Source organism: Chryseobacterium sp. 22532 (genome assembly GCF_052044665.1).
Taxonomy (GTDB): domain Bacteria; phylum Bacteroidota; class Bacteroidia; order Flavobacteriales; family Weeksellaceae; genus Chryseobacterium; species Chryseobacterium lathyri.
Genome location: NZ_JBQENJ010000009.1, coordinates 69,830 through 92,759 on the forward strand (window position 1 = coordinate 69,830; position 22,930 = coordinate 92,759).

The window sequence follows — 22,930 nt, forward strand, 5'->3', positions numbered from 1 at the left end:
TTAATTAATCTAAAGCAACTTGTCCCTGTCTGCAAAGATCAAGGATTTCGTCTACTTTTTCTATCGTTAAATTTTCATGAAAGAATTTTCCTAACTGCATCATTGGTGCGTATCCGCAAGCTCCGAGGCATTCAGCAGGTTTTAGGGTAAACATACCGTCTTCAGTAGTTTCTCCGTCTTTAATGTTCAGCTTGGTTCTGATATGATCAAGGATCTTTTCGCTTCCGCAAACCATACAAGGCCCTGTTCTGCACACTTCCAAAACATATTTACCAACCGGCTTCATATTGAACATGGTATAAAAAGTAGCTACTTCATATACTTCAATTGGCTTAATACTTAATAATTCAGCAACATAATCCATCACAGGAACGTCTAACCATCCTCCGAATTCTTTCTGTGCTAAGTGAAGTACAGGAAGAAGAGCAGACTTTTGTCTTCCCTCAGGATATCTTGCGATAATTTTGTGTACCTGTTCTAAACTTTCCGGTTTAAAAGCTATTGTTTCGCTCATTTTTTATCTAAGATTAAAGAGTAAAGAACAAAGAAAAAAGATTCTGAAGTCCGTTATTCTAAATTCGTATTTATATTGGGTTGAAGAAAGTCTTTTATCTTTCTTCTTTTATCTTTTTGTCTAATGTATTATGCGTCTAATTCTCCCGCAATAATATTCATACTACACATCGTAACGATCGCATCTGAAATTACAGAACCTGTGATCATTTCAGGATAAGCTTGGTAGTAGATGAAGCATGGTCTTCTGAAATGAAGTCTGTAAGGGCTTCTTCCTCCGTCGCTCACTAAATAGAAACCTAATTCTCCGTTTCCACCTTCTACAGCATGATAAACTTCTCCTTTTGGCACATCGGTTTCTCCCATAACAATTTTGAAATGGTAGATCAAGGCTTCCATTTTCTGATAAACATCCGCCTTTTCAGGAAGATAGAAATCCGGAACATCCGCATGGAATGGTCCTTCAGGAAGATTGTCGTAGGCCTGATTGATAATTTTAAGTGATTCCCAGATTTCCTGCTGACGAACCATGAAACGGTCGTAAGTGTCACCTGCAGTTCCTACCGGAATGATGAAATCGAAATCTTCGTAAGAAGAATAGGGCTGCGCAACTCTTACATCATAATCTACGCCTGCTGCACGTAAGTTTGGACCTGTAAAACCGTAGCTTAATGCTCTTTCAGCAGAAATTGCTCCGGCTCCAATGGTTCTGTCCATGAAAATCCTGTTTCTTTCCAATAAAGTACAGAACTCTTTAAATCTTCCCGGGAATGTTTTCAGGAAGTCTTTTAATAACTCATGGAATTTTGGAGTGAAATCTCTTTCAAAACCTCCGATTCTTCCCATATTGGTCGTCATTCTTGCACCACAAATCTGCTCGTACATATCGTAAATACGCTCTCTTTCGATGAACATATAAGTAAGACCTGTAATGGCTCCTGCATCCATTCCGGTTACCCCGTTACAGATCAGGTGATCACCGATTCTGGCCAATTCCATTAAAATCACACGCATATAATCTACACGTTTTGGAACTTGTACACCGATCAGCTTTTCTACTGTCATGTGCCAGCCAAGGTTATTGATTGGTGCTGAACAGTAATTCATACGGTCGGTAAGGGTAGTGATCTGAGCATAATTTCTTCTTTCAGAAATTTTTTCAAATGCTCTGTGGATATAGCCTACTGTTTGCTCCGCGTGAAGGATTCTTTCCCCGTCCATCGTTAAGATGTTCTGGAAGATCCCGTGGGTTGCAGGGTGGGTAGGTCCCAAATTGAGGGTATAAAGCTGCCCGTCAATCTGCTCCTTACTTTCGTATTGGTTAAGTATATTAGATAATGAGTTATCTTTCATAATATATAATTGATAATCGATAAGCGATAATTGATCATGAACCAACCATCATTAATCATTTATATTTTTTTATCTTCCGAACATGTTATCGTCCTTATCTGTTCTGGTTCCATCTTCAAGACGGTATTCCTTCAGCATAGGGTGGTATCCGAGATCTTCCATATTCAGGATAGGTCTCAGGTCAGGATGTCCTTTAAATTTAATTCCGTAGAAATCAAACGTTTCTCTTTCCATCCAGTTGGCTCCGGCAAATAAATCTACAAGAGAATCCACTTCGATATTTTCTCTGGACATAAAGATCTTCAGGCGTAATCTGACATTAGCCATCATATTATGCAGGTGATACACGACACCGATTTCCTTGTCCGGAAATTCAGGGTAATGGATACCGCAGATATCGGTAAGAAAGTTAAATTCCAACGATGAATCTTTCAGATAATGAATAATCTTTTTGATATCATCTTTTTTTACTTCAATAGTTAACATTCCATAAGGCTCTGAACTAGAGATTACAGACTCCGGAAATTCTCTTGTGATTGCTTCTAATACAAATTCGTTCGTCATTTCCGTTTTAGTTGCTAATGTTGTAAGAATCTAACAATTTTTGGTATTCAGGCATATCTCTTCTTCTGATGCTTTCGCTTTCTGCCAAAGCCTGAACCTGCATTACGCCTTCAATAATCTGCTCCGGTCTTGGAGGGCATCCCGGAACATAAACGTCAACCGGAATAATTTTATCAATTCCCTGTAAAACAGAGTAGGTGTCAAAAATACCACCGCTGGAAGCACAAGCTCCAACAGCAACCACCCATTTTGGCTCGGCCATCTGAGTGTACACTTCTTTTAGGACAGGTCCTAATTTTTTAGATATAGTCCCGCAAACCATTAGCATATCCGCCTGTCTTGGTGAGAAAGAGTTTCTTTCCATACCAAATCTTGAAGCGTCATACGTAGGGTTCAGGGTAGCCATAAACTCGATACCACAACAAGAGGTTGCAAATGGTAAAGGCCAAAGAGAGAATTTTCTGGCCATCCCGATTACACTGCTCAGTTTCGTTGCGAAAAACCCTTCTCCTTCAAATCCTTCGGGAGCAGGTGCATCTGTTCTTATTACTGGTTTGTTATCTGACATTTGATTGATTTAAGATTTAAATTTAGATTCTAAATTGGTGTTAATGTTAACTTAACTCTAATTTTCTGATCTAAAATTGTCATTTAAAATTTCTATTCTTTATTTATCCCAATCTAATGCGCCACGCTTCCATACATAGAAAAACGCCATGAAGAAAATTGCGACGAAGGTTAGGACAGCAAGGAATCCTTCCATTCCGAATTCTCTGAAGTTTACAGCATATGGATAAAAAAATACGATTTCAATATCGAATAGCACGAATAATACTGCTGTCAGGAAATATTTGATGGAAAACGGTGTTCTCGCATTTCCTTCTACAGGAACTCCACATTCCCAGCTTTGGTTTTTTACAGAATTTCCTTTTTTCTGTTTTGGTCCCAGAAAATGGGCTCCAAGCAAAGAAACGGCTACGAATGCGATAGCTACACCTGCTTGAATAAGGATTGGAATATAACTTTCAGGTAAATTCATTTTTGCATTATTATCTCAATTTGCAAATTTAGCGAATAAACAAGAAAGCATGAAATTAATAAGCTTAAAAGTGGGATTAAAATAGGGAAAAGCGGTAATTTAGAATCAATAAAAATAGTGCTTATTTCTTCATTTTTTTGAGGAGAGAGTAGGCCATGAACGATATGTATCCAAAAAGAATGCTGGCAAGTGTTATATTGACTACGGTATTCATTCGGTCATCTTCGATCCGAAAAAACAAGTTGTAAGCGATAAATGCTGCAATCAGAACAGCGAAAACAATGAGATGTGGTTTCATAGGATAAATTTACGAAAAGAATTCAGGTTTTTAAGGGAAGTTTTCTGAAGTGTAAAGTATGAGTTATCAGCTTTCGGTTTAAAATAAGTCACTAATAACTCATCATTTATCACTGATGATTAATTGCTAGTGAATAGGTTCTTCTTCTTTTGTGATTGACGGGATTGTAATCCTGCCAAAGCACCTGAACACTTTTATTTTCTTCCAGTTCAGGATTTGTTTCTGCAAAATCAATTCCCATGCTGGTAAAACGCACAAAAATTTCTTTGAATATAATGGCTGTAACGCCTCTTCTCTGGTATTCGGGATGAATTCCGATCAGATAAAAGTTCGCACGGTCATTTTTCTTTCCTGCCTGTAAAAAATGCCACCATCCGAAAGGAAACAGCTTTCCTTTAGATTTTTGTAGAGCTTTAGAATAAGAAGGCATTGTAATGGCAAATGATACGAGTTCGTTATTTTCATCCACTACACAGATCACATAGTTTTTGTCTATAAAAGGGAAGTATTTTTCCCTGTAAGTCTGTATCTGTTCGTCCGAAATAGGGGTATAGGTTGAAAGATGCTTATAAGTTTCGTCAAGCAATTTAAACATAGGTTCTACAAACGGAAGAATCTCCTGTTTTGATTTGAAATTGAGAACTTTAAGTTTGTATTTCTGAGCAATCAGACCACTGAATTTTTCTACTTTTTCAGGTAAAACCTTTGGGAAATTCATTTCATACTCCACCCATTCTTTTTCTTTGGTCAATCCAAGATCTTCCATGTGTTTTGGGTAGTATTCATAATTGTAGATTCCAATCATGGTGGCCAGCTTATCAAAACCCATGGTAAGCATGCCTGCTTTATCAAGATTGGTAAAGCCCATTGGGCCCTCAATTTTATCAATATTATTTTCCTTGGCGTAATCTATTGCTTTTTGGATCAGCGCCTGAGAAACTTCTTTATCATCAATAAAATCAATCCATCCGAAACGTACTTTTCTGATGCCTAATTCCTTTTCTTCCTTGTGATTGATGATCACGGCTATTCTTCCAACTACTTTATTGTCTTTCAGGGCAAGAAACTGCCTGGATTTTGAATAATTTAAAGCCGGATTTTCTTTTGCGTCCCAAATTTTAAATTCGTCTTTAATAAAGGAAGGAACATAATAGGGATTGTTTTTATAAAGATCCATTGGAAATCTTACGAATTTTTTTAATTCGTCTTGATTTTTCACTTCAATAACTGAAACTTTAGACATAGATAAAGGGATAATTAGAGAGCAAATATAGATAATAAAATGTAATACTTTGGCACAGTTTTTACATCATTATGTTTAAAATTAAACACAAAAAATCTATATAAAATGATGGGTTATTATATTATTATCGGTGTTTCAATGCTGATAAGCTGGTGGGTTTCGTCCAGATTAAAATCGAAATTTGAATACTATTCCAATGTACATCTTAGAAATGGGCTTTCAGGGAAAGAGATAGCAGAAAAAATGCTGAGAGATAACGGAATCACTGATGTACAGGTAATTTCTGTTCCCGGCCAGCTGACGGATCACTATAACCCGGCAGATAAAACAGTTAACCTTTCAGAAGGAGTCTATATGCAGAGAAATGCAGCAGCTGCTGCTGTGGCTGCGCATGAATGTGGGCATGCAGTGCAGCATGCTGTAGGATATTCGATGCTGAACCTGCGTTCAAAGCTGGTTCCTGTTGTGAATATAAGCTCTAATCTGATGCAGTTTGTCCTTATCGCAGGTATCGGGATTATGGCAGCAACAAGATCTATTGATGATCCCAACGGAAATACGACGGTTCTGGCGATAGGAGTGGCAATGTTTGCATTGACTACACTTTTTGCTTTTGTAACCCTTCCAGTGGAGTATGATGCCAGTAACCGAGCAATGAAGTGGATTAAAGACACGGGAACGGTTACCCAGGAAGAATTTGTAGGAGTACAGGACAGTTTAAAATGGGCAGCAAGAACGTATGTTGTGGCAGCCCTTGGATCACTGGCTCAGCTTCTTTATTGGGGTTCATTACTCCTTGGTGGAAGAAGGAATTAATCTTTAAATTCAAATGAAACATACTGCATTTCGGATAATTTATCTGAAATGCTTTCTTTTTGGGCTAATTTTAAAGATGCAGTGAGGATGCAGTTTTCATTAGCATCAAAATTCAGAACCCTAGCATCAAATTTGGAAAGCAGGGTAAAAATAGTATTCTGCTGATTGAAGTTGAACTGGATTTCAATTTCTGTTTCAAGCTCTCTTGTGATGATATTGGCCTCTTCCAATGTGATCTTTGCACATTCTTTATAGGCTTTTACAAGCCCTGAAACCCCGAGTTTTGTTCCGCCATAATAACGGACCGATATAACCAGAACGTTGGTGATTTCGTGTGCTAAAAGCTGATTGTAGATAGGAAGACCTGCACTTCCTGATGGCTCACCGTCATCATTTGCCCGATAGTTTTCACCTTCCAGGCCCATTCTGAACGCGTAACAGTGATGGGTAGCCTTAGGGTGTTCTGCCCGGATTTTTTCCAATGCTTCTTTCAGCTCCCTTTCGTTATTGACCGGAAAGGCAAATCCAATGAATTTGCTTCCTTTTTCTTTTAATAAAGTATTTTCTATGGGTTTTTCTATGGTTTTATATTCGAACGTCATTATAGCCGGCTTTATCAATGCAAAAGTATAAATACAACATAAGTTACGCAATCATAAATAAAGAAGCCATCAATATTTTGACAGCTTCCTAAATCTTTTAATGTGATATTGATCCTCATTATGATCCGCAATAATCTAAGGGAAGTAGACACATATAGCTTGTCGGCCCGCAAAAATCCTGAGGACACTTGTCTCTGCATCTGGTAGATTCCCCGGTAGGTAAAGTACAGTCTACAAATACAAATGCACCACCGCTAATATTTTTTAAACCAGTTCTTGAAATTTTCTTTAAGTTTTTCATAGTATTAATTTTTGTAAAACTAATGTAAAGAAATTATTTCAATTGATGGTGATAAAATGGTTTTGTTTTGCTTTAAAAATTGATACTGTATTATCTCTCAAATTTTCAATTCTGTTAGCTGTATAATTAAATTCTGGCGCTTTTGTTCCGTTTTCCAGTTTCAGATTTTCATTTTTAATGACAATGGCTTCATCCCAAAGGTTAGCATTAATAAATTGCTGTAATGTAAAACGGCCGCCTTCAATAATAACAGACTGTATATGTTCATTGTATAGTACTTCCAGTAGCTCTGGAATGAAATTATCCCTGTTGATTTTAATAAATTGGATATGCCCTTCGGTACCTTCTTTTTCAGAGTTTACAACCAGTGTTTTTGCTTCACTATTGTAAATATTGAAACTGCCAGGAACTTTTAAATCAAAATCAATAAGAATTCTGACAGGGTTTACTCCTTCAGCATTTCTTACGGTCAGGCTTGGATTGTCATTTAAAGCGGTTTGTGTTCCCACTAAAATAGCATGTTCGTCGGCTCTTAGTTGATGTACAAATTGATTGGCCAGAGAATTTGAAATGGCTGTTGGTTTAAAATCCTTATCTAAAAACCCGTCTCCTGATTCGGCCCATTTCAGGATAATGTAAGGTCTTTTCTTTTCATGATAGGTAAAAAATCTTTTATTCAGCTCAATACATTCTTTTTCCAGTATTCCTGAAACCGCTTCAATACCTGCATCCTGAATGATTTTTTTCCCTTTCCCATTCACTTTGTCATGAGAATCCATGGCGCCAATGACAACTTTCCTGAAACCAAGTTCTTTAATTTTTAAAGCACATGGTGGCGTTTTACCGTAATGGGCGCAGGGCTCCAGTGAAACATAGATCGTAGATTCGGGTATAAGATCTTTATTTTCTACAGAATTGATCGCGTTAATCTCAGCGTGGTTTTCTCCGGCTTTATGATGGTATCCTTCCCCGATGATTTTCCCGTTATGGACAATCACGCTGCCTACAAGAGGGTTGGGGTAGGTTTTGCCCAGTGCTTTTTGAGCAAGTTCAATGCATCTTTTGATGTATAATTCGTCGTTGTTCATAAAGTAAAAAGAAAAAGCGAAGACAAATTTCTTTGCTTCGCCTTTTTTATATTATTTAATAGATTAATCTCCGGCAATGATATTGTGAAGATTCTGTTTTAAGGTTTCCAGATGAGCCTTCTTCTCGTCGATTGTATTGAATGTATCTCTAAGAAGAGGGTTTTCTCTTGACGGCTTGTTAAAGAATGCCAGATTATTTTCCAGTTTTACAATCTCACCCTCAAGGTCAGAAATTTGGCTCTTGATCTTTCTTGCCTTGTCTGTAAGCTGGTTTTCTGTTAAACCTTCTTCTTTCAGCTCAAGTTCGTTGATCTTATTCAGTTTCAGCTTTTCTCTTAACGTTCTGTTGAACTCGGTATTGATTGAGATTTTGTCTCTCGGTACTTTCCCGATGTTGTTCCAGGCGGTTTTTATTGCTTCTATTCTTTCAATACTGCCTTCGTCATTGGAAACGGTTTTCAGGTCCTCGAGAATTTCTTTTTTCTGTTTATAGTTCTCTTTCCAATTATCATTAGAAGCATTGTTTTTCTCTCTGTAATTATTGAAGAACGTATTACAGGCATCACGGAATTCGTCCCAGATTTTATTGGTCATGCTCTTTGGAACGTGTCCGATTTTTTTCCAGTCTTCCTGAAGCTTTTTGAACAGAGGAACGGCAATATCCCATTCTTCATTGTTCATATTGTCCTGTGCAGTCTGGATCAGTTTTAATTTCTCTTCCAGATTGGTTTGCTGGGAACCTTTGAGAGATTTATAATAATTATTTTTTGTTGTATTGAAAGCTCTGAGTGTTGTTTTGAAATCATTCCAGTTCTGGTTGGATAATTTTCTTGGAACACTTCCTGTTTTTAAGAATTCAGTACGAAGGTCTTCAACTCTTTTGATAGAATTCTGCCAGTAGCTGTGGTTAGGAGTTTCGGAAGGCTCAGACAATTTTTTGATCTCTGCGATGATCTGGTTTTTCTTTTCAAGATTATCATTCTGTTCGCCTTCAATAGCTGCAGAGAGCTCAGATTTTCTTTCGTGGATCTTGTTGGATATTTCTTTGAATTCTTCCCATGTTTTTTCACGGAATTCTTCTGCTACAGGCTCAGCTTCTTCTTTCCAAAGCTTGTGAAGATACTGAAGCTCGTTCAGGGCTTTCTGAATTACAGGCTCACTTTCCAGTTCTTTAGCACGCGCAATGATATGCTGTCTTTTCTCTAAATTATGGCTGAATTCCTGCTCCAGAAATTCTTTATTCAGATCCAGCATCTGATAAAACTGGTTCAGATGGTGGAAGTAATTATTATTAAGGATCTTGAATTCAGATTTTGCAACCTGGCCGGCTTTTGACCATTCTTCTTTGATTTCACGGATGGATTTGAAGAGATTGGTTCCCGGTTCAGAATTGGTATAAAGGTTTTTAAGTCTTTCTATGATATTCTGGCGGTGCTCAAGGTTTTTTTTCTGCTCTTCATCCTGAGATTTCTGGTAGCTGTCATGTTTTTCCCTGAAAATATTAACCAGAGCGGAGAATTTGGACTGTAAAGGGTGCTCGTAGCTAAAGTTTTCAGGAGGATTCCCGCCTTCTACATACTCATGCTTTTTGTCTTCCACTTCATCATGAATGTAATGACCTGCTTTTTCTTTTAACTGATTGAATCTTTTGAAATTCTCGCCTGCATTAGCCGAGTTGATGATGGTTTCCATTTCTTTTAAAGCATCGGCCAAAGAAATATCATCAGCATGATCCTCTTCCAGGTGTTCTGCGTCATCTTCATGAGCGCTTTCACCATGAGGTACAGGTGTTTCGGATGTTTCTTCTTGAGATACTTCGTTAGAATTTTTGTTTTCTTCGTTTTCAGAAAGATTGTTTTCTGTAATCATAGCAAATCTTTTATGTGAGTGGCGTTAATATCCTTTTGTATATAGCAGTAAAGCCAATTAAGGTACTAATTTAGTTTATTTTTTTTGAAAATTCCAAATTTCCCAAGCTTTTTCTGCTTGCTGCTCAAGCATATAATAACCATTCACTGTTTTGGCTCCTTTTTCGGAGGCTTTAATGATGAACTGAGTGTAATTCGGGTTGTAGATCAGGTCAATAATCAGGTGTTCCGGGGTGATTCCTTCAAAAGGGAATTCCAGGCAGTCTTCTACATTTGGGAATGTCCCTACAGGAGTACACTGGATGATGATCTTATGGTCGCGGACCGTCTCCCTATCCAGATTCATGAAATTGATTTCGGAATTTCTGGAAATAGTAACCGATGGAATTCCATGCTTATCCATAATATATTTCACAGCTTTTGCAGCACCTCCGTTTCCCAGAATCAATGCTTTGTCCTGATGGGATTTTTTGTGGAGCAGAAGTGTTTTTTCAAAACCAAAAGCATCAGTATTGTAACCTGTTTTTTTACCATCTCTGATCAGAACACAATTGACGGCACCAATCTTTTCTGCTTCGTCGCTAAGTTCGTCAAGATAGTCAACGACCCTTTCTTTGTAAGGAATAGTAACATTGAATCCTAAAAGTTCAGGATCATTCAGAAGGGTTTCTATTTCATCAATTTCATTGAGGTCAAAAATATCGTAGGTAAAGTCTTTCAGCATCAGCTTCTGGAACTTGTCTTCAAAGAATTTTTTGGAAAAGGAATAGGAAATATTCTTTCCTATCAGCCCTAATTTTTTATTGGAATCCATGTATCAAAAATAAAAAAAAGACCGAATAAATCGGTCTTTATTATCAAATATTTTTACGGTTTAGTCTACCATGAATTTTGTAGAGAAACGGTCTGTTTTCAAGATGTAGTTTCCTTTAGTAAGTCCTTTAATATTGATCCTATTGGAGTTTTTGAAAGGATTTGCAATAACTTCTATCAGTTTTCCAGAAAGATCATAGATCTCAGCTTTTAAAATTTTGCTTAAGTTTTCACCTTTTACAAATAATTCATTGTTTTTTACCGGGTTAGGGTAGATGGTGAATTCAGAATTGTCTTTTTTAATGTCAGAAGTTCCCAGTGAACCGAAACATGTCCATGTAAGGTCATCTATGGCAACTCTGTTTGAACCAGGGTTAGTGATCTTAATAATTGCATTTCCACTGATATTTGCGTTAACTGTTGTTGTAGTTACTGTTGTGCTGTATGGAACAGTTCCTATCACAGTTCCATTAACTTCAATATTTAAATTACCATTTGAACCCGTCGTGAATTTTCGTTGAGTGGTTATTGTTATAGACTGTACTCCTCCTGAAATTGTAGAACTTGTCAAATCTCCACCTTGAATAGTAATTGCTCTTCCGTTAATGGTCTGGTCTGTTCTTGCGAAGTTAGCTGTCCATGAAATATTATTGTTTGTCCATGTTCTTGTTAAATATTGGGAATCTGATGCCGGAATATTCTCAAAGTTTTCAGTTCCACAGCTTGTATTTCCGCCAGGCTGCCCTGCCAGTGTTGTTCCGTCTGCAGAATTGCTCTGTGGAGAAGAGTTTCCTGAAGCATCTTTAGCAATGACATAGAAAGTATAGGTAGTAGACGGAGATAGTCCCTGAACAGTAGCTGTAGTTCCTGCAACTGTAGTTTTTAGTATTCCGTTAGCATAAACATCATAAGCTGTAACACCAATATTATCTGTAGCAGCAGTCCAGCTTAAAGAAATCGTATTCGAAGTTGGGTTCTGGGTAATAAGATTGGTCGCAGCAGTTGGAGCCTGTGTGTCTATAACCGGTGTTCCCCAGATCTGTTCAGCATAAGAAGGATTGTCTATAAATGGATTTCTGTTTCCCTGATAAGTATAAGATGCATTATTTCTGGCAATTTCTTCAGATGAAACGGGATCCATTATATGCCATGCCAAAAGCTGATTCAATTCCCATGTCTGAAGTCCAGGATAGGTAGATCCACCCAGCATATTTCCGGTACTGAAATCTGGAAGTTCAGCTTCATATCTCGTTACAAAATAGAAGATCATTCTGGCTACGTCACCTTTAAAAGCATCGATCGGCTCAAATACAGTCCCTCCATATCCTGGTGATACTGAATTTCCGAGTTTAGATCCGTTTTCTGATGTAAAAGAGGCAATTTGTACTTTACCAAAAGGGTAGTTTGACCTCATCCCATTCACTTTTCCGTCGGTTGCGCGGATGAAATGAATATCTGATACCATTGGACTGGCTTCATCGAATAAGCTTTGAGGTACAATATGTTCTCTGTTGTAGCAGTCTCCTTCGCTGTTATACCCACTGCTGCCACACTGGTTTGTACCCAGAGTGTATGTGTAAGGATCAGAGCTGTTTGGCTTTTCAGAATAAATATCCAAAATAGTTCCGTCATTTTCGTAAAAAAAGTCACGGTCAGTTGTTGCATAGCCTGTCCATAGGCCACCGTAGCCATGATCCTGATGCCCTTGTTCAATTATGCCTTTAAGTGCAGTTTTAAGTGGAGCACCCGTAAGCCCTGCAGCGTTATCATAATAACCTGCAGGAGCCTGAGCTGAGGCGAAAATCAATGTGACACTCAGTAAGAAAAAAGATAAAATTCGTTTCATTTAAAAAAAATTGGGCCGTAAAGGTACAAAAAATTGAAAATGAAGCTGATTTTATTTCAAATCGGATATATTAACTTTTAGTAATATAGTCTTTGCTGATTTTGGAAAAAAACCAGGAAATAATGATCCCAAACAAGGAGGCAGTGAAAGCCACGATAAGATAATTTTTTCCAACAATTTTTACAGGGAAAGGGAGCATTTCATTAGCTCTGAAGAATTCAGTATAAAGTTGGAAATAGCAGAGTAGGGTTCCTGCGATCAGGCCAGAGATTACTCCGGAAATCACGATAAGCAGCCCGGTATAGAAATAGGTCATTCTTAAATGGCTGATTGGAAAGCCCAGTGAAATAAGGGATCTGGACTGCTCTCTTTTATCAAGCTGAAGAATAATGATCGCTCCGGCCAGATTGAAGGTGGTAATGAAGATCACTAAAGCAAAGATAAGATATATGAACATCTTTTCCGTATTGATCATCTTCCAGAACGCTGCATTTTCTTCTTCCTTGGTTTTTATTTCAATATTTTTTCCCAATGAAGTAAGAAGGCTCTGTTTTACGGCATCAGCATTTTCCGGATTTTTTAATTTGATGACAATCTGGTACGCTGATTTTTTTGGCAGGCTGAGTAATTCCTCTGTAAGCTCTATTGGGGCAATGATATAGCTGTCCAGCTGTTCTTTTCCCGGGAAAACTCCTGTTACCAGAAAATCTCTTTTATTATAGATGTCTTCCTCTTTGTTAATGATACCGGTTCCCGGCTTGGGCATAAAGATAGTAGCGTAATTGCTTGTAGAATCTATAGGAATTGAAAGCCTGTTGTGCAGGTTTGTTTCCATTAACACTTCATTGGAGTACTGGAAACTGGGATAAGTTCCATAGAATACATCTTTATCAATGGGATTGACTTTTATATAAGCGGAATCAACTCCTCTTAAATAGGCAATATCACCTTTACCTTTATAATTGACATATACTTTTTCCTCAATGACACGGGAAAAACTACTGATTGCCTTATTGTTTTTTAAAACTGTAGTGACCTTATCCAGATCTTTCACTGTTTTTCCTGAAATACTTTTCAGGGTCAGATCAGCATGAAGATTGGAAATAAGGTCTTTGTTCAGGGTCTCAAGGCCTGAAAACACTGAAATGATTACAAACATTGCAGTCACAGCAACCGTCATGGCCCCTACCGAAAGCCACGTTATAAACGTCACGGCAGTGCTTCCCTTTTTAGCCAAAAGGTATCTGGATGCTATGTAAAATGCAATATTTTTCAAGATTTATAAAACCGGATTGTCGCCTTCGCCTCTTAATTCTCTTTCTAGTTTTTCAACATCATCAAGAGCGGTGTCCAGATAAAAGTTAAGCTGCGGAATTATACGTACCTGTTTTGCCATTTTCTGGCCAATAAAATTTCTGTACTGAGGTTTGTTTTCTTCAATTTCCTTCATCACCGCGGAACGGAATTCCTGCGGGAAAATACTTAAATAAATTTTGGCAATACCCAGATCTGCCGATACTTTTACATCTGAAACGGATACCAATATGCTCTGCTTGCTTTCTGAAGCCTGTTTGCGGAAAAGCTCTGCGAAGTCTTCCTGAATGATCTGTGCTACTTTTCTTTGTCTGTTACTTTCCATAAGTTATGCAAATTTAGTACTTTTGTTTGAATTGATACCTTTGAAATTCAGCTCCGGTATCAAATTTACGATTTAATTATATTTATTAGTATTTATGAAGCTAGAACATATTGGTATTGCCGTAAAATCTTTAGGAATTTCTGATGACCTTTTTACCAAACTGTTAGGAAAGGAATCTTATAAAAAAGAAAGTGTGGAAAGGGAAGGGGTTGTCACTTCTTTTTACGGAGCGGGAGGAAGTAAAATAGAGTTGTTAGAAGCCAGTAATCCGGAAAGCCCGATCTCGAAGTTTATTGATAAAAAAGGTGAAGGTATCCATCATTTGGCATTTGGTGTAGAAAATATCCTTGAAGAGATTGAAAGATTAAAAAAAGAAGGATTTCAGTTTATCTCCGAAGAACCTAAAGAAGGTGCTGATAACAAATTAGTTGTCTTCCTGCACCCAAAATCCACGAACGGAGTGTTGGTAGAACTTTGTCAAGAAAAGCAATAAAAAGTTTTGTAGTGAAAGAAATTTTGCTATTTTTGCAATCACAAAATTTAACCAAGTTTTGAGGTCCTATAGCTCAGTTGGTTAGAGCACCTGACTCATAATCAGGTGGTCCCTGGTTCGAGCCCAGGTGGGACCACGACAATAAACCGTAATACTCTATAATAAAAAGTATTACGGTTTTTTATTTGTCGTCTTTCCCAACATTTTCCCAACAACATAAATTTTAGTTCCAATTTTCCCATCTGTTATACAAGACAAGGAAAAAAATTCACTCTTATATTCTAACTGTCGCTCTAAAAATATATTTTCAAAATGGCGTTTAGAATAACTGCACTTCTGCTGAAGCAAATTGTTTTTTCTGTTTAATCTTTTTAAATGGGTTCTGATACTAAGGTTTTTCCTTTCTATTCCGTTGATTCCGTATTTTTTTTGTGCTATGAATTTCCTTTGGAATCAAATATTGATAATTTCTGAGTTTATCGGTATAAATTTTTTTAGTTTTGGAATTGATCAAAGTTTTAATAACAGCATTCAGCGTTTTGTTATTTCTCCTGTCAATATAAAACCCGGCAATCTCTTTGGTACTTTTATTAATGGCATATACCAGCCACATTACATTAGATTTTTTTCTGATGCAAACTCTCATCTCATCTAATTCATAGGTTTGATAATATGGAATTAGAGGTTCACTAATACTATTGGCAATTGCAACAATTCTTTTATGTAAAGTAGTTGTTGAAATTTTAATATCCTCGCAATACTTCTTATCCATGCCTTCTTTAGTTAGCTAAATAACCTTTGTATTGATGTCCTTTTTATTGTAAAACACTTATGGCTTTGCACAATTTACATTGGTAGCGTTGTTTTCCATAATTAGTTTTGCCATATTTTATAAAATCATCACCAACACATTTGACACATGAGTAAACTTTTACCTGCATAAGGACTCCAATTTTCTATTAAAAAACAAATAGAGTGACCAAACGATCACTCTATTATATAAAATTATTACTTATTATTTTTCGTTAAGTTCGATTAATAAAGAAAACCAACATTTTTGAAACATTACCACATTACTCTATTTAATTATTTTCTTTGGAAAATAATCTCTAAGATCCATTTCGTAAACTACAGGTTCACAATCTTGTGCTTTTTTGTCTTTACCTATTTTAGAAATATTATTCAAAATGTCATCAATATTTTCATAAATAGCATTGCCTTTTAGATCAATGTGTTTTACATTACATCGATTTTTATTATCCTGTATTGTAATCCATGACTTATAAGCACCATTTTCAGGTGGAGGGGGGGGCATGTAATGATACATCATTAAATATTCGTAATTAAAATCTTTATCTACTATAATCATCGACGGTTTAAACATATATTTGTCATAAGAGCCAGTAAGTAAGGTGATATTGTAAACTGATTTTTTTTTATGGTCAATGCTTTGTTTAAAAAGAGTAAGAATTCCTTTATTATATTTTTTAGAAAAGAAGATTAGATTGACTAAATCAACATTTCTGTGTCTTTTATCAAATTCAAAATTTCTTTTATCTAATACATAATATACAATATAATTAGCATCATCTAATATTTTTATGATACTTCTATTTTCTTTTTTTAAATTGACTGAAAATTGTTTATCTTCAATATCAGCCATATTCATTTGTGAAAAGATATTTATATTGAAAGCACAAGCTATCAATATTATTATTTTATTTAATTGTTTTAACTCCATATTTTGTCATTATTATATTAAAATTCTGTTGAGCAGCTGCTCCATCTCTATACCTGACCCATCCCTTTATATAATTTTCATGGGAAGTTTGCTTAAAGCCAGTAAAATCTTGAAACCTTATTTTTCCTCCAATGGGCCATAAACTTGAATAGTCTCTGTTTACGAAAATATCTCTGGATTGTACAATGGAAGAGATCCCTGATCCAAAAAGATCATCATACTGTGCAGAGTTACAAGATCCCATAATCAGGTTTTTACCTTCTTTTACATAATTGGTGATTTTAATAAAGTTATCTATACTGCTCAGAGTATTTGGTGATAATTTGCCTTTATCGAATAGATACTGCTGCATATGACTTCCTAAAATCCCATCATTATCAGTATGAAAACCATTATCACCTGCCATTATATATTCACCTGAACTTGAATTACGAAGTGCTTCTCCGCTTTCATCAAAAAGATAACGTTGGCTCGCATAACCGTGTGCGTTGATAAAAATATTATCGGCTTGGCTATCTCCCAAATATAATGTCAGTTTAGTTAAAGCGTCCTTAAACTTAAAGCATCAATAACATGCCATCCGTTTTCTTCAAAGTCCTTATTTACAAAGTTACCAAGACCTTCTTTATCTCCTCTTATAAAATTAAGGATGATATTGGCCGCAGGACTACTACCTCCACCGCCAGAAAATAAAGAACCAAAACCATAGCTGCTACCATAACTATCATCATTCCCTAATCCCAGCCAGTTTGGATTGGTCCAGCCGGAACTTACATCCACATTACCGAATCCATCACCTGCCATTGCAAATTCTCTTGGCTTCATCCCATCCGGATCTATAAAGCTTACAGGATTGTTAAAAGCATAATTATACGGAGAATATCTTCTCATCTGCTCTGCTAATGGATCTATCACACCCCATCTGCCAATATCAGCCATATACATTCTCGCTCCGTAATCTCCCCAGCCCGTTTCTTTCTGTAGTTCTTTACCGTTGTATCCATAGCTGTAAGCCGGATTTCCAGATAAAGCATTATAACCTTCATGCTTTAAACCAAAAGCATAATAATTGTTTTCTTCAAAAACTTCTGCGCTGCCAGATAAATTTTTGGAGTAGCTTAAACGCACATTTCCCAAATGGTCTGTATAGCTGTAAATACTTATTATTTTCAAATTGTAATAGCCTTCAGCGGTAGGAACAAATTTTAGGATAAGAGGAGAACCTGCCGACAATCCCTGGAATCCGTCAAGGTATTCTGTTGTTTTAGAAGTCTCCATATTCTGCCTACCCATACCATAGGTATAGATTTTTTAAACTTTGGAAGTGATCAAAGTTAACAACAGAATTCAACGTTTTGTTATTTCTCTTACCAATATAAAACTCGACAATCTCTTTGGTGTTCTTATTAATGGCATATACCAGCCACATTACATTAGATTTTTTTCTGATGAAAAACCTCATTCATCTAATTCATAGGTTTGATAATATGGAATAAGAGGTTGACTGATACTATTTGCAATTGCAACAATTCTTTTTAAGTAAAGTAGTTGTTGAAATTTTTAATATTCTCGCAATACTTCTTATCCTCATGCCTTCTTTAGTTAGCTGAATAACCTTTGTATTGATGTCCCTTTTATAAGCATTATAAGAATATTGTAAAAACACTTATGGCTTTGCAGAACTTACATTGATAGCGTTGCTTTCCATAATTAGTTTTGTCATATTTTATAAAATCATCACCAACACATTTGACACATGAGTAAACTTTTACTTGTATAAGGACTCCAATTTTCTATTAAAAAAACAAGTAGAGGGGCCAAACGATCCCTCTATTCTATAAAATTAATACTTATTATTTCTCGTTAAGTTCGATTAATAAAGAAAACCAACATTTTTGAAACTTTACCACTTTGGAACATGACCGTTACCTTTTGCCATTTCTAATATCTTCCATTTCTTTTAGATACATTGCATGATCAACTGAATCCTTCTTTTTTTCTTGCTGTATGTATTCTGTGGAATAAGGGCCAGTTTGATTTTTCTTAGCTCTTTGATTCATCCACTCAATTGAATATAAAAAATTTCCAATGACTAATAATACAGTAAAACCAACAATCATTTTATATATTTTGTTCTTAGTTTTTGATAAGTTATCATAATAAACTAGATAAGACTTCCATTCATTCCTAAACACAAATAAATAAAGATCAGGAAGGATTATAAACACTAAACTGAATAAAATTAATTGACCTTTTGAAAAATTAAGATCAAAATAATACATGACACTTATAAATAAGAAACTTTTCAATACAATCAAAGAAATTACTGATTTTGTATCACTCCAAAATTTTGGAATTGAAATACAATCCCAAAATTTATAAAAAGAATAGAAATAAAAATAATATACTTTTTTAATTAACATAATTAAAATTTTAAAGCTGAATTACTAAAAAGAGGATGGCCTGTTATCTGTTGTTCATATGCCTCAGTTCTTGCTGCTGTTTTGGATGCTCCCACAATTCCTCCAGGGTAAAATGAATCTATTCCAAAATAGAGAACTGAAGGTATAGTCCCTACACCTGACAATCCATATAATCCCATTACAGCATTCAAATGAGCTTTATTAGGAGAAACAGCATTAGGAGAATTAGGGTCTCTTTCGTACTCTTTTACACCATATCCATAATCTAGTATTGCACCTAATCCAACAGTTACAGGTCCTAAAAATTTACCTATTTTGATAACACCTCTAACGCTAACCAAACTTTCTGATTTTAGAAAAGTTCTTCCATTACCATAATATTTAATACCCCTATATTTAAACGGTACATTTGGCTTAGCTGTACCAATATATTCTCTATATGATAACTGTGTCATATAAACCCCATTAAAAGAAAGTAAGGTATTACCTTGACTTAAAGGTGAGTATATTTCTTCTTTGCTCCCAGAAATATTTATCATATGCGCAACCATTTCCTGAGAAGTACTTCCATATCCTGCAGCCCCTCCTGTCCAATATGACAGATAGCCATTCTTCGAAATTTTAGCATCTATACCTTGTGATGCCCATCCAGCAATAAGATTATCCAGCAGATAGTCGTTTGAGTTACCCAATGATGATAAAACAGAATAACCGTTTCCTCCCCCATATCCTCCTGATTCAAGGTTTCCGGTATTTCCTAAGCCTAACCAGTTTGGATTATGACCTCCCGAGTAGGCATCAGGGCGGGAATCGCCAGGCATCTTAAACTGATGCGGTGCCATCCCATCCGGATCTATAAAGCTTACAGGATTATTAAAAGCATAATTATACGGAGAATATCTTCTCATCTGTTCAGCCAGAGGGTCTATTACGCCCCATCTGCCAATATCAGCCATATACATTCTCGCTCCGTAATCTCCCCAGCCTGTTTCTTTCTGTAGTTCTTTACCGTTGTATCCATAACTGTAAGCTGCATTGGCTGTCGGGACCATTCCTGCACTATGCTTTAGACCAAATGCATAATAATTGTTTTCTTCAAGAACTTCTGCGATTTTTTCTGTCTAAAAATTTTTTAAGATTATTCAAAGTTTCTCCTTATTTTCATCGATTATTTCTAAATATTTTCAAAAGGATAGGAGACAACCCAGCTAAAACAATAAAAAACAGGCCTATATTGGAAATCTTTAATCTTTCAGGGTATACAAACATGGCAATTATCCACAATATAAGAACCAAAGCAGTTATATAACCATATATTTTAGCAGACTTTGTTTTATACCAATCATATTTAGGTACACTAATATTATGATTTTCTTTTAAATGATCTATAGCTTCTATAAATTTAATTTTAAAAGCCAAATAGTCTAAACTATTTTTTTTAGAAATGTTAAAGAAAAAATTGTCTGATTTAAAAACTAACTTCAGTCCATAATATTTCTCCGTATCTTCAAATGTATATTTGATAATATCCAATAAATAATAATTTCTATTATTTATAAATAGCTTATCATTATCTATTATTATTTGATACGAAGTCCAGCAGCACTTTTTTATCCAAAATATACTGATAACAATAGTAGATAAAAACACGATTGCGGGAAAAACTTTTTCACCTATATATATAGAAGTTAATATAGTTAGAAGTGTTGTTACTACAAAAGCAATAATAGTATATATCAATAATTTTTTAGTTGAAAAGCTTAGTATTGAAAATTTTTCCATTTATATGTATAGTTTTAAGGATACCAAAATGTTGATTTCCTACCGAAATTTTTATCAATCGAATCTCCTATGCCAAAAACATAATCTGCTACGCCATATACTGCAACAGCAGTAAGAATAACAGGGGCAGCTGCAACAACAGCTGGCATAGTTACAAATGTCGCTATAGCAGTAGCACCTATTAGAGCCGTATTAATCACCGTATGTGCATCCCAAGTACCTGAATAATATTCATATGCATTAACCCCTACTGTTAAACCTGTACCTATAACTCCCAGACTTTTAGAAATCTTCCCAAAAGAATTTGCGAAACCTTTAGCTCCATTGAGAATTTTACCTGCTCTAATTCCAGTTACAGCTGATAATAAATATAATGATCTTAATTTTGATGTATTTGATAATTTATTAAACCCATCTAAAGCCATTCCAGATACACCTAAACTCCCATTAATGTGCTTTTCAGCATCAATAAAAAAATCTTCTGTTTGATACTTCATCAAGCTTTTACTTGCATCATCTATATCATTCACCAATCCAACTAAATTATTATTTAAAATTTTCAGAACATGCATAATTCCAGGATCAGTATCTACATTTACTCCATCATTTGTTAAAGAAATACTTTCCCTTGGTTTCCCTGTCCACCAGGTAATATCACTATTACTATTCATACTGGAGAACATTCCATTATTGGCCCATGCAGCTCTAAGATTATCCAGTAAATAGTCGTTTGAGTTACCCAATGATGATAAAACAGAATAACCGTTTCCTCCTCCATATCCTCCTGATTCAAGGCTTCCGGTATTTCCTAAGCCTAACCAGTTTGGATTATGACCTCCCGAGTAGGCATCAGGGCGGGAATCGCCAGGCATCTTAAACTGATGCGGTGCCATCCCATCCGGATCTATAAAGCTTACAGGGTTATTAAAAGCATAATTATAAGGCGAATATCTTCTCATCTGTTCAGCAAGAGGATCTATCACACCCCATCTGCCAATATCAGCCATATACATTCTGGCTCCGTAATCTCCCCAGCCAGTTTCTTTTTGTAGCTCTTTACCGTTATACTGGTAATTATAAGCAGGGTTCCCTACTAAAACATTGTAACCTTCATGCTTTAATCCAAATGGATAATAATTGTTTTCTTCAAGAGCTTCTGCGCTGTCTTAGCAAAATCTATTTTAAATTAAAATTAGGGTACTGATTTCAACACCCTAATTATTTTATAAAGCTCTCTTAATAAAGAGTCTAAGAAGGATAAACTTTTGTCCTAAATAAGGTAGCAATTACAAGTTTCATTTCAATGTTTTAATGATCCTGTATAAAGACTAAAAATAAATAACCCAAAAAATGAAATAATAATATAAATGATTAATAAAATATCAGCTATTATTCTTGTCGTTTTATCAAAACCCTTTACTTTTTCTCTAATTTGTTCATAGGAAGTAAATTTCCAATATCTTAAACCAACTAATAAAATAATAGGTAAACAATATATTATTATAATATACTTGTTTGATGGAATAGTATTTTTATTATAAAAATGATCTAAAAACATTAATATAAATATTAAATTGAAAGAAATTAAAGAGCAAGCTCCAATAATTCCGGATGCTTTATGAGTTCCATCTTTCTCATAATGAAGATAAAAATTAGTTATTTGATAATATAAATAATCAATGAGTATCATATATGTAATTTTTAGTAGCCCATGGCTTCGTTATATTTCCTTTGTTCTTCTGCTCTTACTCCGTCGTTATAGTATTTATTAACAGCTCCTTCAATATGCTGCCCTATATCTTTGCCTGTAACTAATTGAGTAGCAAAATTAGCCAAAAAATAAGTTCCTGCTATAGCTTGTCCCCAACCTGTTGGCGAAACGGCAAGTACCGACATTACAAGATCTAGAGAATTTGATGTATTGGGTCCTTTTTGATTTATATCAATAAATGCCAAACCTATTCCGATTCCACCCAAGACTCTTCCTGCAATTTTAGTTCCTGCAGCAAGCCTTTGCGCTTTTATTGAACTTATTTCTAATAAAGGCTGATATATCCTTTGACCAAGAATTGTTTTTTCAAAAACTAAATTAGTTGTTGAAAAGGCTTTACCCGCTCCATATAATGCTGCTCTGTCAGCTGCTGGCTGTAGGATAAATTCATTGACTGAATAAGCATTTCCAGACCATGACCTAAAGCCTTGAGAAGTCTTGTGCCAATCTATATTATCAATATAAGATTCAGAGAGTTTCAACATATGCGCAACCATTTCCTGAGAAGTACTTCCATATCCTGCAGCTCCTCCTGTCCAATATGATAGATAGCCATTCTTCGAAATTTTGGTGTCTATACCTCTTGCTGTCCACCCTGCAATAAGATTATCCAGCAGATAGTCGTTTGAGCTACCCAATGATGATAAAACAGAATAACCATTTCCTCCCCCATATCCTCCTGATTCAAGGTTTCCGGTATTTCCTAAGCCTAACCAGTTTGGATTATGACCTCCCGA

General features: G+C 35.7%; 27 protein-coding genes, 1 tRNA gene and 2 pseudogenes. 3 read left to right on the forward strand and 27 right to left on the reverse strand.

The window, feature by feature from the left end:
* Positions 1-4: 4 nt before the first annotated feature.
* The 7 genes from ACTJIV_RS19800 to ACTJIV_RS19830 form a co-directional block, all read right to left on the reverse strand.
* Positions 5-514: an NADH-quinone oxidoreductase subunit NuoE family protein gene (locus ACTJIV_RS19800; RefSeq protein ID WP_040996940.1), complete on the reverse strand. Its 510-nt coding sequence runs from the start codon at positions 512-514 to the stop codon at positions 5-7.
* Between the two features lie 128 nt (positions 515-642).
* A complete protein-coding gene (locus tag ACTJIV_RS19805; protein ID WP_111960063.1) occupies positions 643-1,866 on the reverse strand; it encodes an NADH-quinone oxidoreductase subunit D in 1,224 nt (407 codons plus the stop codon).
* Positions 1,867-1,935: 69 nt separating this feature from the next.
* On the reverse strand, positions 1,936-2,430 hold the full coding sequence (locus tag ACTJIV_RS19810; RefSeq protein WP_116012818.1) for an NADH-quinone oxidoreductase subunit C: 495 nt from the start codon (positions 2,428-2,430) through the stop codon (positions 1,936-1,938).
* 7 nt (positions 2,431-2,437) lie between these two features.
* Positions 2,438-2,998: an NADH-quinone oxidoreductase subunit B gene (locus ACTJIV_RS19815; protein WP_047397471.1), complete on the reverse strand. Its 561-nt coding sequence runs from the start codon at positions 2,996-2,998 to the stop codon at positions 2,438-2,440.
* Positions 2,999-3,097: 99 nt separating this feature from the next.
* Positions 3,098-3,469: an NADH-quinone oxidoreductase subunit A gene (locus tag ACTJIV_RS19820; protein ID WP_048502955.1), complete on the reverse strand. Its 372-nt coding sequence runs from the start codon at positions 3,467-3,469 to the stop codon at positions 3,098-3,100.
* A 121-nt stretch (positions 3,470-3,590) separates the two neighbouring features.
* A complete protein-coding gene (locus tag ACTJIV_RS19825; RefSeq protein ID WP_167409447.1) occupies positions 3,591-3,767 on the reverse strand; it encodes a hypothetical protein in 177 nt (58 codons plus the stop codon).
* 109 nt (positions 3,768-3,876) lie between these two features.
* On the reverse strand, positions 3,877-5,010 hold the full coding sequence (locus tag ACTJIV_RS19830; protein ID WP_111960067.1) for a GNAT family N-acetyltransferase: 1,134 nt from the start codon (positions 5,008-5,010) through the stop codon (positions 3,877-3,879).
* A gap of 108 nt (positions 5,011-5,118) precedes the next feature.
* On the opposite strand from ACTJIV_RS19830, the gene ACTJIV_RS19835 reads away from it, so the two are divergent.
* A complete protein-coding gene (locus tag ACTJIV_RS19835) occupies positions 5,119-5,826 on the forward strand; it encodes a zinc metallopeptidase (protein ID WP_111960219.1) in 708 nt (235 codons plus the stop codon).
* Here ACTJIV_RS19835 and ACTJIV_RS19840 read toward each other — a convergent pair.
* The 8 genes from ACTJIV_RS19840 to rbfA all read right to left on the reverse strand — a co-directional run bounded on the left by ACTJIV_RS19840 (position 5,823) and on the right by rbfA (position 13,983).
* Complete coding sequence (locus ACTJIV_RS19840) at positions 5,823-6,428, reverse strand: IMPACT family protein (RefSeq protein ID WP_440629217.1); 606 nt, start codon at positions 6,426-6,428, stop codon at positions 5,823-5,825. The two genes, ACTJIV_RS19835 and ACTJIV_RS19840, sit on opposite strands and share 4 nt — an antisense overlap.
* Before the next feature lie 118 nt (positions 6,429-6,546).
* Positions 6,547-6,729 carry a bacteriocin-like protein gene (locus ACTJIV_RS19845; RefSeq protein WP_146897233.1) on the reverse strand — a complete coding sequence of 61 codons (183 nt, stop codon included), beginning with the start codon at positions 6,727-6,729 and terminating at the stop codon, positions 6,547-6,549.
* A 38-nt stretch (positions 6,730-6,767) separates the two neighbouring features.
* A complete protein-coding gene (gene ribD / locus ACTJIV_RS19850) occupies positions 6,768-7,817 on the reverse strand; it encodes a bifunctional diaminohydroxyphosphoribosylaminopyrimidine deaminase/5-amino-6-(5-phosphoribosylamino)uracil reductase RibD (RefSeq protein ID WP_440629218.1) in 1,050 nt (349 codons plus the stop codon).
* Between the two features lie 63 nt (positions 7,818-7,880).
* Positions 7,881-9,686, reverse strand: a complete 1,806-nt coding sequence (locus tag ACTJIV_RS19855; protein WP_111960073.1) for a DUF349 domain-containing protein — start codon at positions 9,684-9,686, stop codon at positions 7,881-7,883.
* 75 nt (positions 9,687-9,761) lie between these two features.
* On the reverse strand, positions 9,762-10,499 hold the full coding sequence (locus ACTJIV_RS19860) for a shikimate dehydrogenase family protein (RefSeq protein WP_440629219.1): 738 nt from the start codon (positions 10,497-10,499) through the stop codon (positions 9,762-9,764).
* 60 nt (positions 10,500-10,559) lie between these two features.
* Entirely contained in the window at positions 10,560-12,344 is a 1,785-nt protein-coding gene (locus tag ACTJIV_RS19865; RefSeq protein ID WP_440629220.1) for an endonuclease, read from the reverse strand.
* 70 nt (positions 12,345-12,414) lie between these two features.
* The gene (locus ACTJIV_RS19870; protein WP_111960079.1) at positions 12,415-13,620 is read right to left on the reverse strand and encodes an ABC transporter permease; all 1,206 of its coding nucleotides are present in this window, start codon (positions 13,618-13,620) and stop codon (positions 12,415-12,417) included.
* A gap of 3 nt (positions 13,621-13,623) precedes the next feature.
* Entirely contained in the window at positions 13,624-13,983 is a 360-nt protein-coding gene (gene rbfA / locus ACTJIV_RS19875) for a 30S ribosome-binding factor RbfA (protein WP_111960081.1), read from the reverse strand.
* 94 nt (positions 13,984-14,077) lie between these two features.
* On the opposite strand from rbfA, the gene mce reads away from it, so the two are divergent.
* Both mce and ACTJIV_RS19885 read left to right on the forward strand, forming a co-directional pair.
* Positions 14,078-14,476 (forward strand): methylmalonyl-CoA epimerase, encoded by a 399-nt coding sequence (gene mce, locus ACTJIV_RS19880; protein WP_111960083.1) that lies wholly within the window; start codon positions 14,078-14,080, stop codon positions 14,474-14,476.
* Positions 14,477-14,538: 62 nt separating this feature from the next.
* Positions 14,539-14,612, forward strand: a tRNA-Ile gene (locus ACTJIV_RS19885).
* A 157-nt stretch (positions 14,613-14,769) separates the two neighbouring features.
* Here the strand turns inward: ACTJIV_RS19885 and ACTJIV_RS19890 are convergent.
* The 12 genes and pseudogenes from ACTJIV_RS19890 to ACTJIV_RS19945 form a co-directional block, all read right to left on the reverse strand.
* Positions 14,770-15,417, reverse strand: a pseudogene (locus tag ACTJIV_RS19890) (IS1 family transposase).
* 137 nt (positions 15,418-15,554) lie between these two features.
* The gene (locus ACTJIV_RS19895) at positions 15,555-16,217 is read right to left on the reverse strand and encodes a hypothetical protein (RefSeq protein ID WP_440629221.1); all 663 of its coding nucleotides are present in this window, start codon (positions 16,215-16,217) and stop codon (positions 15,555-15,557) included.
* Complete coding sequence (locus tag ACTJIV_RS19900; protein ID WP_440629222.1) at positions 16,195-16,740, reverse strand: hypothetical protein; 546 nt, start codon at positions 16,738-16,740, stop codon at positions 16,195-16,197. The genes ACTJIV_RS19895 and ACTJIV_RS19900 overlap by 23 nt, the downstream gene beginning before the upstream one ends.
* Before the next feature lie 17 nt (positions 16,741-16,757).
* The gene (locus ACTJIV_RS19905) at positions 16,758-17,495 is read right to left on the reverse strand and encodes an RHS repeat domain-containing protein (RefSeq protein ID WP_440629223.1); all 738 of its coding nucleotides are present in this window, start codon (positions 17,493-17,495) and stop codon (positions 16,758-16,760) included.
* A gap of 232 nt (positions 17,496-17,727) precedes the next feature.
* Positions 17,728-17,808: a hypothetical protein gene (locus ACTJIV_RS19910; protein WP_440629227.1), complete on the reverse strand. Its 81-nt coding sequence runs from the start codon at positions 17,806-17,808 to the stop codon at positions 17,728-17,730.
* Between the two features lie 52 nt (positions 17,809-17,860).
* Positions 17,861-18,007 (reverse strand): IS1/IS1595 family N-terminal zinc-binding domain-containing protein, encoded by a 147-nt coding sequence (locus tag ACTJIV_RS19915; RefSeq protein WP_440629228.1) that lies wholly within the window; start codon positions 18,005-18,007, stop codon positions 17,861-17,863.
* Between the two features lie 135 nt (positions 18,008-18,142).
* A complete protein-coding gene (locus tag ACTJIV_RS19920) occupies positions 18,143-18,640 on the reverse strand; it encodes a hypothetical protein (RefSeq protein ID WP_440629224.1) in 498 nt (165 codons plus the stop codon).
* 2 nt (positions 18,641-18,642) lie between these two features.
* Positions 18,643-19,752, reverse strand: a complete 1,110-nt coding sequence (locus ACTJIV_RS19925; RefSeq protein ID WP_440629229.1) for an RHS repeat domain-containing protein — start codon at positions 19,750-19,752, stop codon at positions 18,643-18,645.
* Positions 19,753-19,801: 49 nt separating this feature from the next.
* Complete coding sequence (locus ACTJIV_RS19930; RefSeq protein WP_440629225.1) at positions 19,802-20,422, reverse strand: hypothetical protein; 621 nt, start codon at positions 20,420-20,422, stop codon at positions 19,802-19,804.
* An 890-nt stretch (positions 20,423-21,312) separates the two neighbouring features.
* Positions 21,313-21,582, reverse strand: a pseudogene (locus ACTJIV_RS19935) (RHS repeat domain-containing protein); the annotation flags it as partial.
* 140 nt (positions 21,583-21,722) lie between these two features.
* The gene (locus tag ACTJIV_RS19940; RefSeq protein WP_111956300.1) at positions 21,723-22,112 is read right to left on the reverse strand and encodes a hypothetical protein; all 390 of its coding nucleotides are present in this window, start codon (positions 22,110-22,112) and stop codon (positions 21,723-21,725) included.
* A gap of 11 nt (positions 22,113-22,123) precedes the next feature.
* Positions 22,124-22,930, reverse strand: an 807-nt coding sequence (locus ACTJIV_RS19945; protein WP_440629226.1) for a hypothetical protein, incomplete at its 5' end; no start/stop codon positions are given.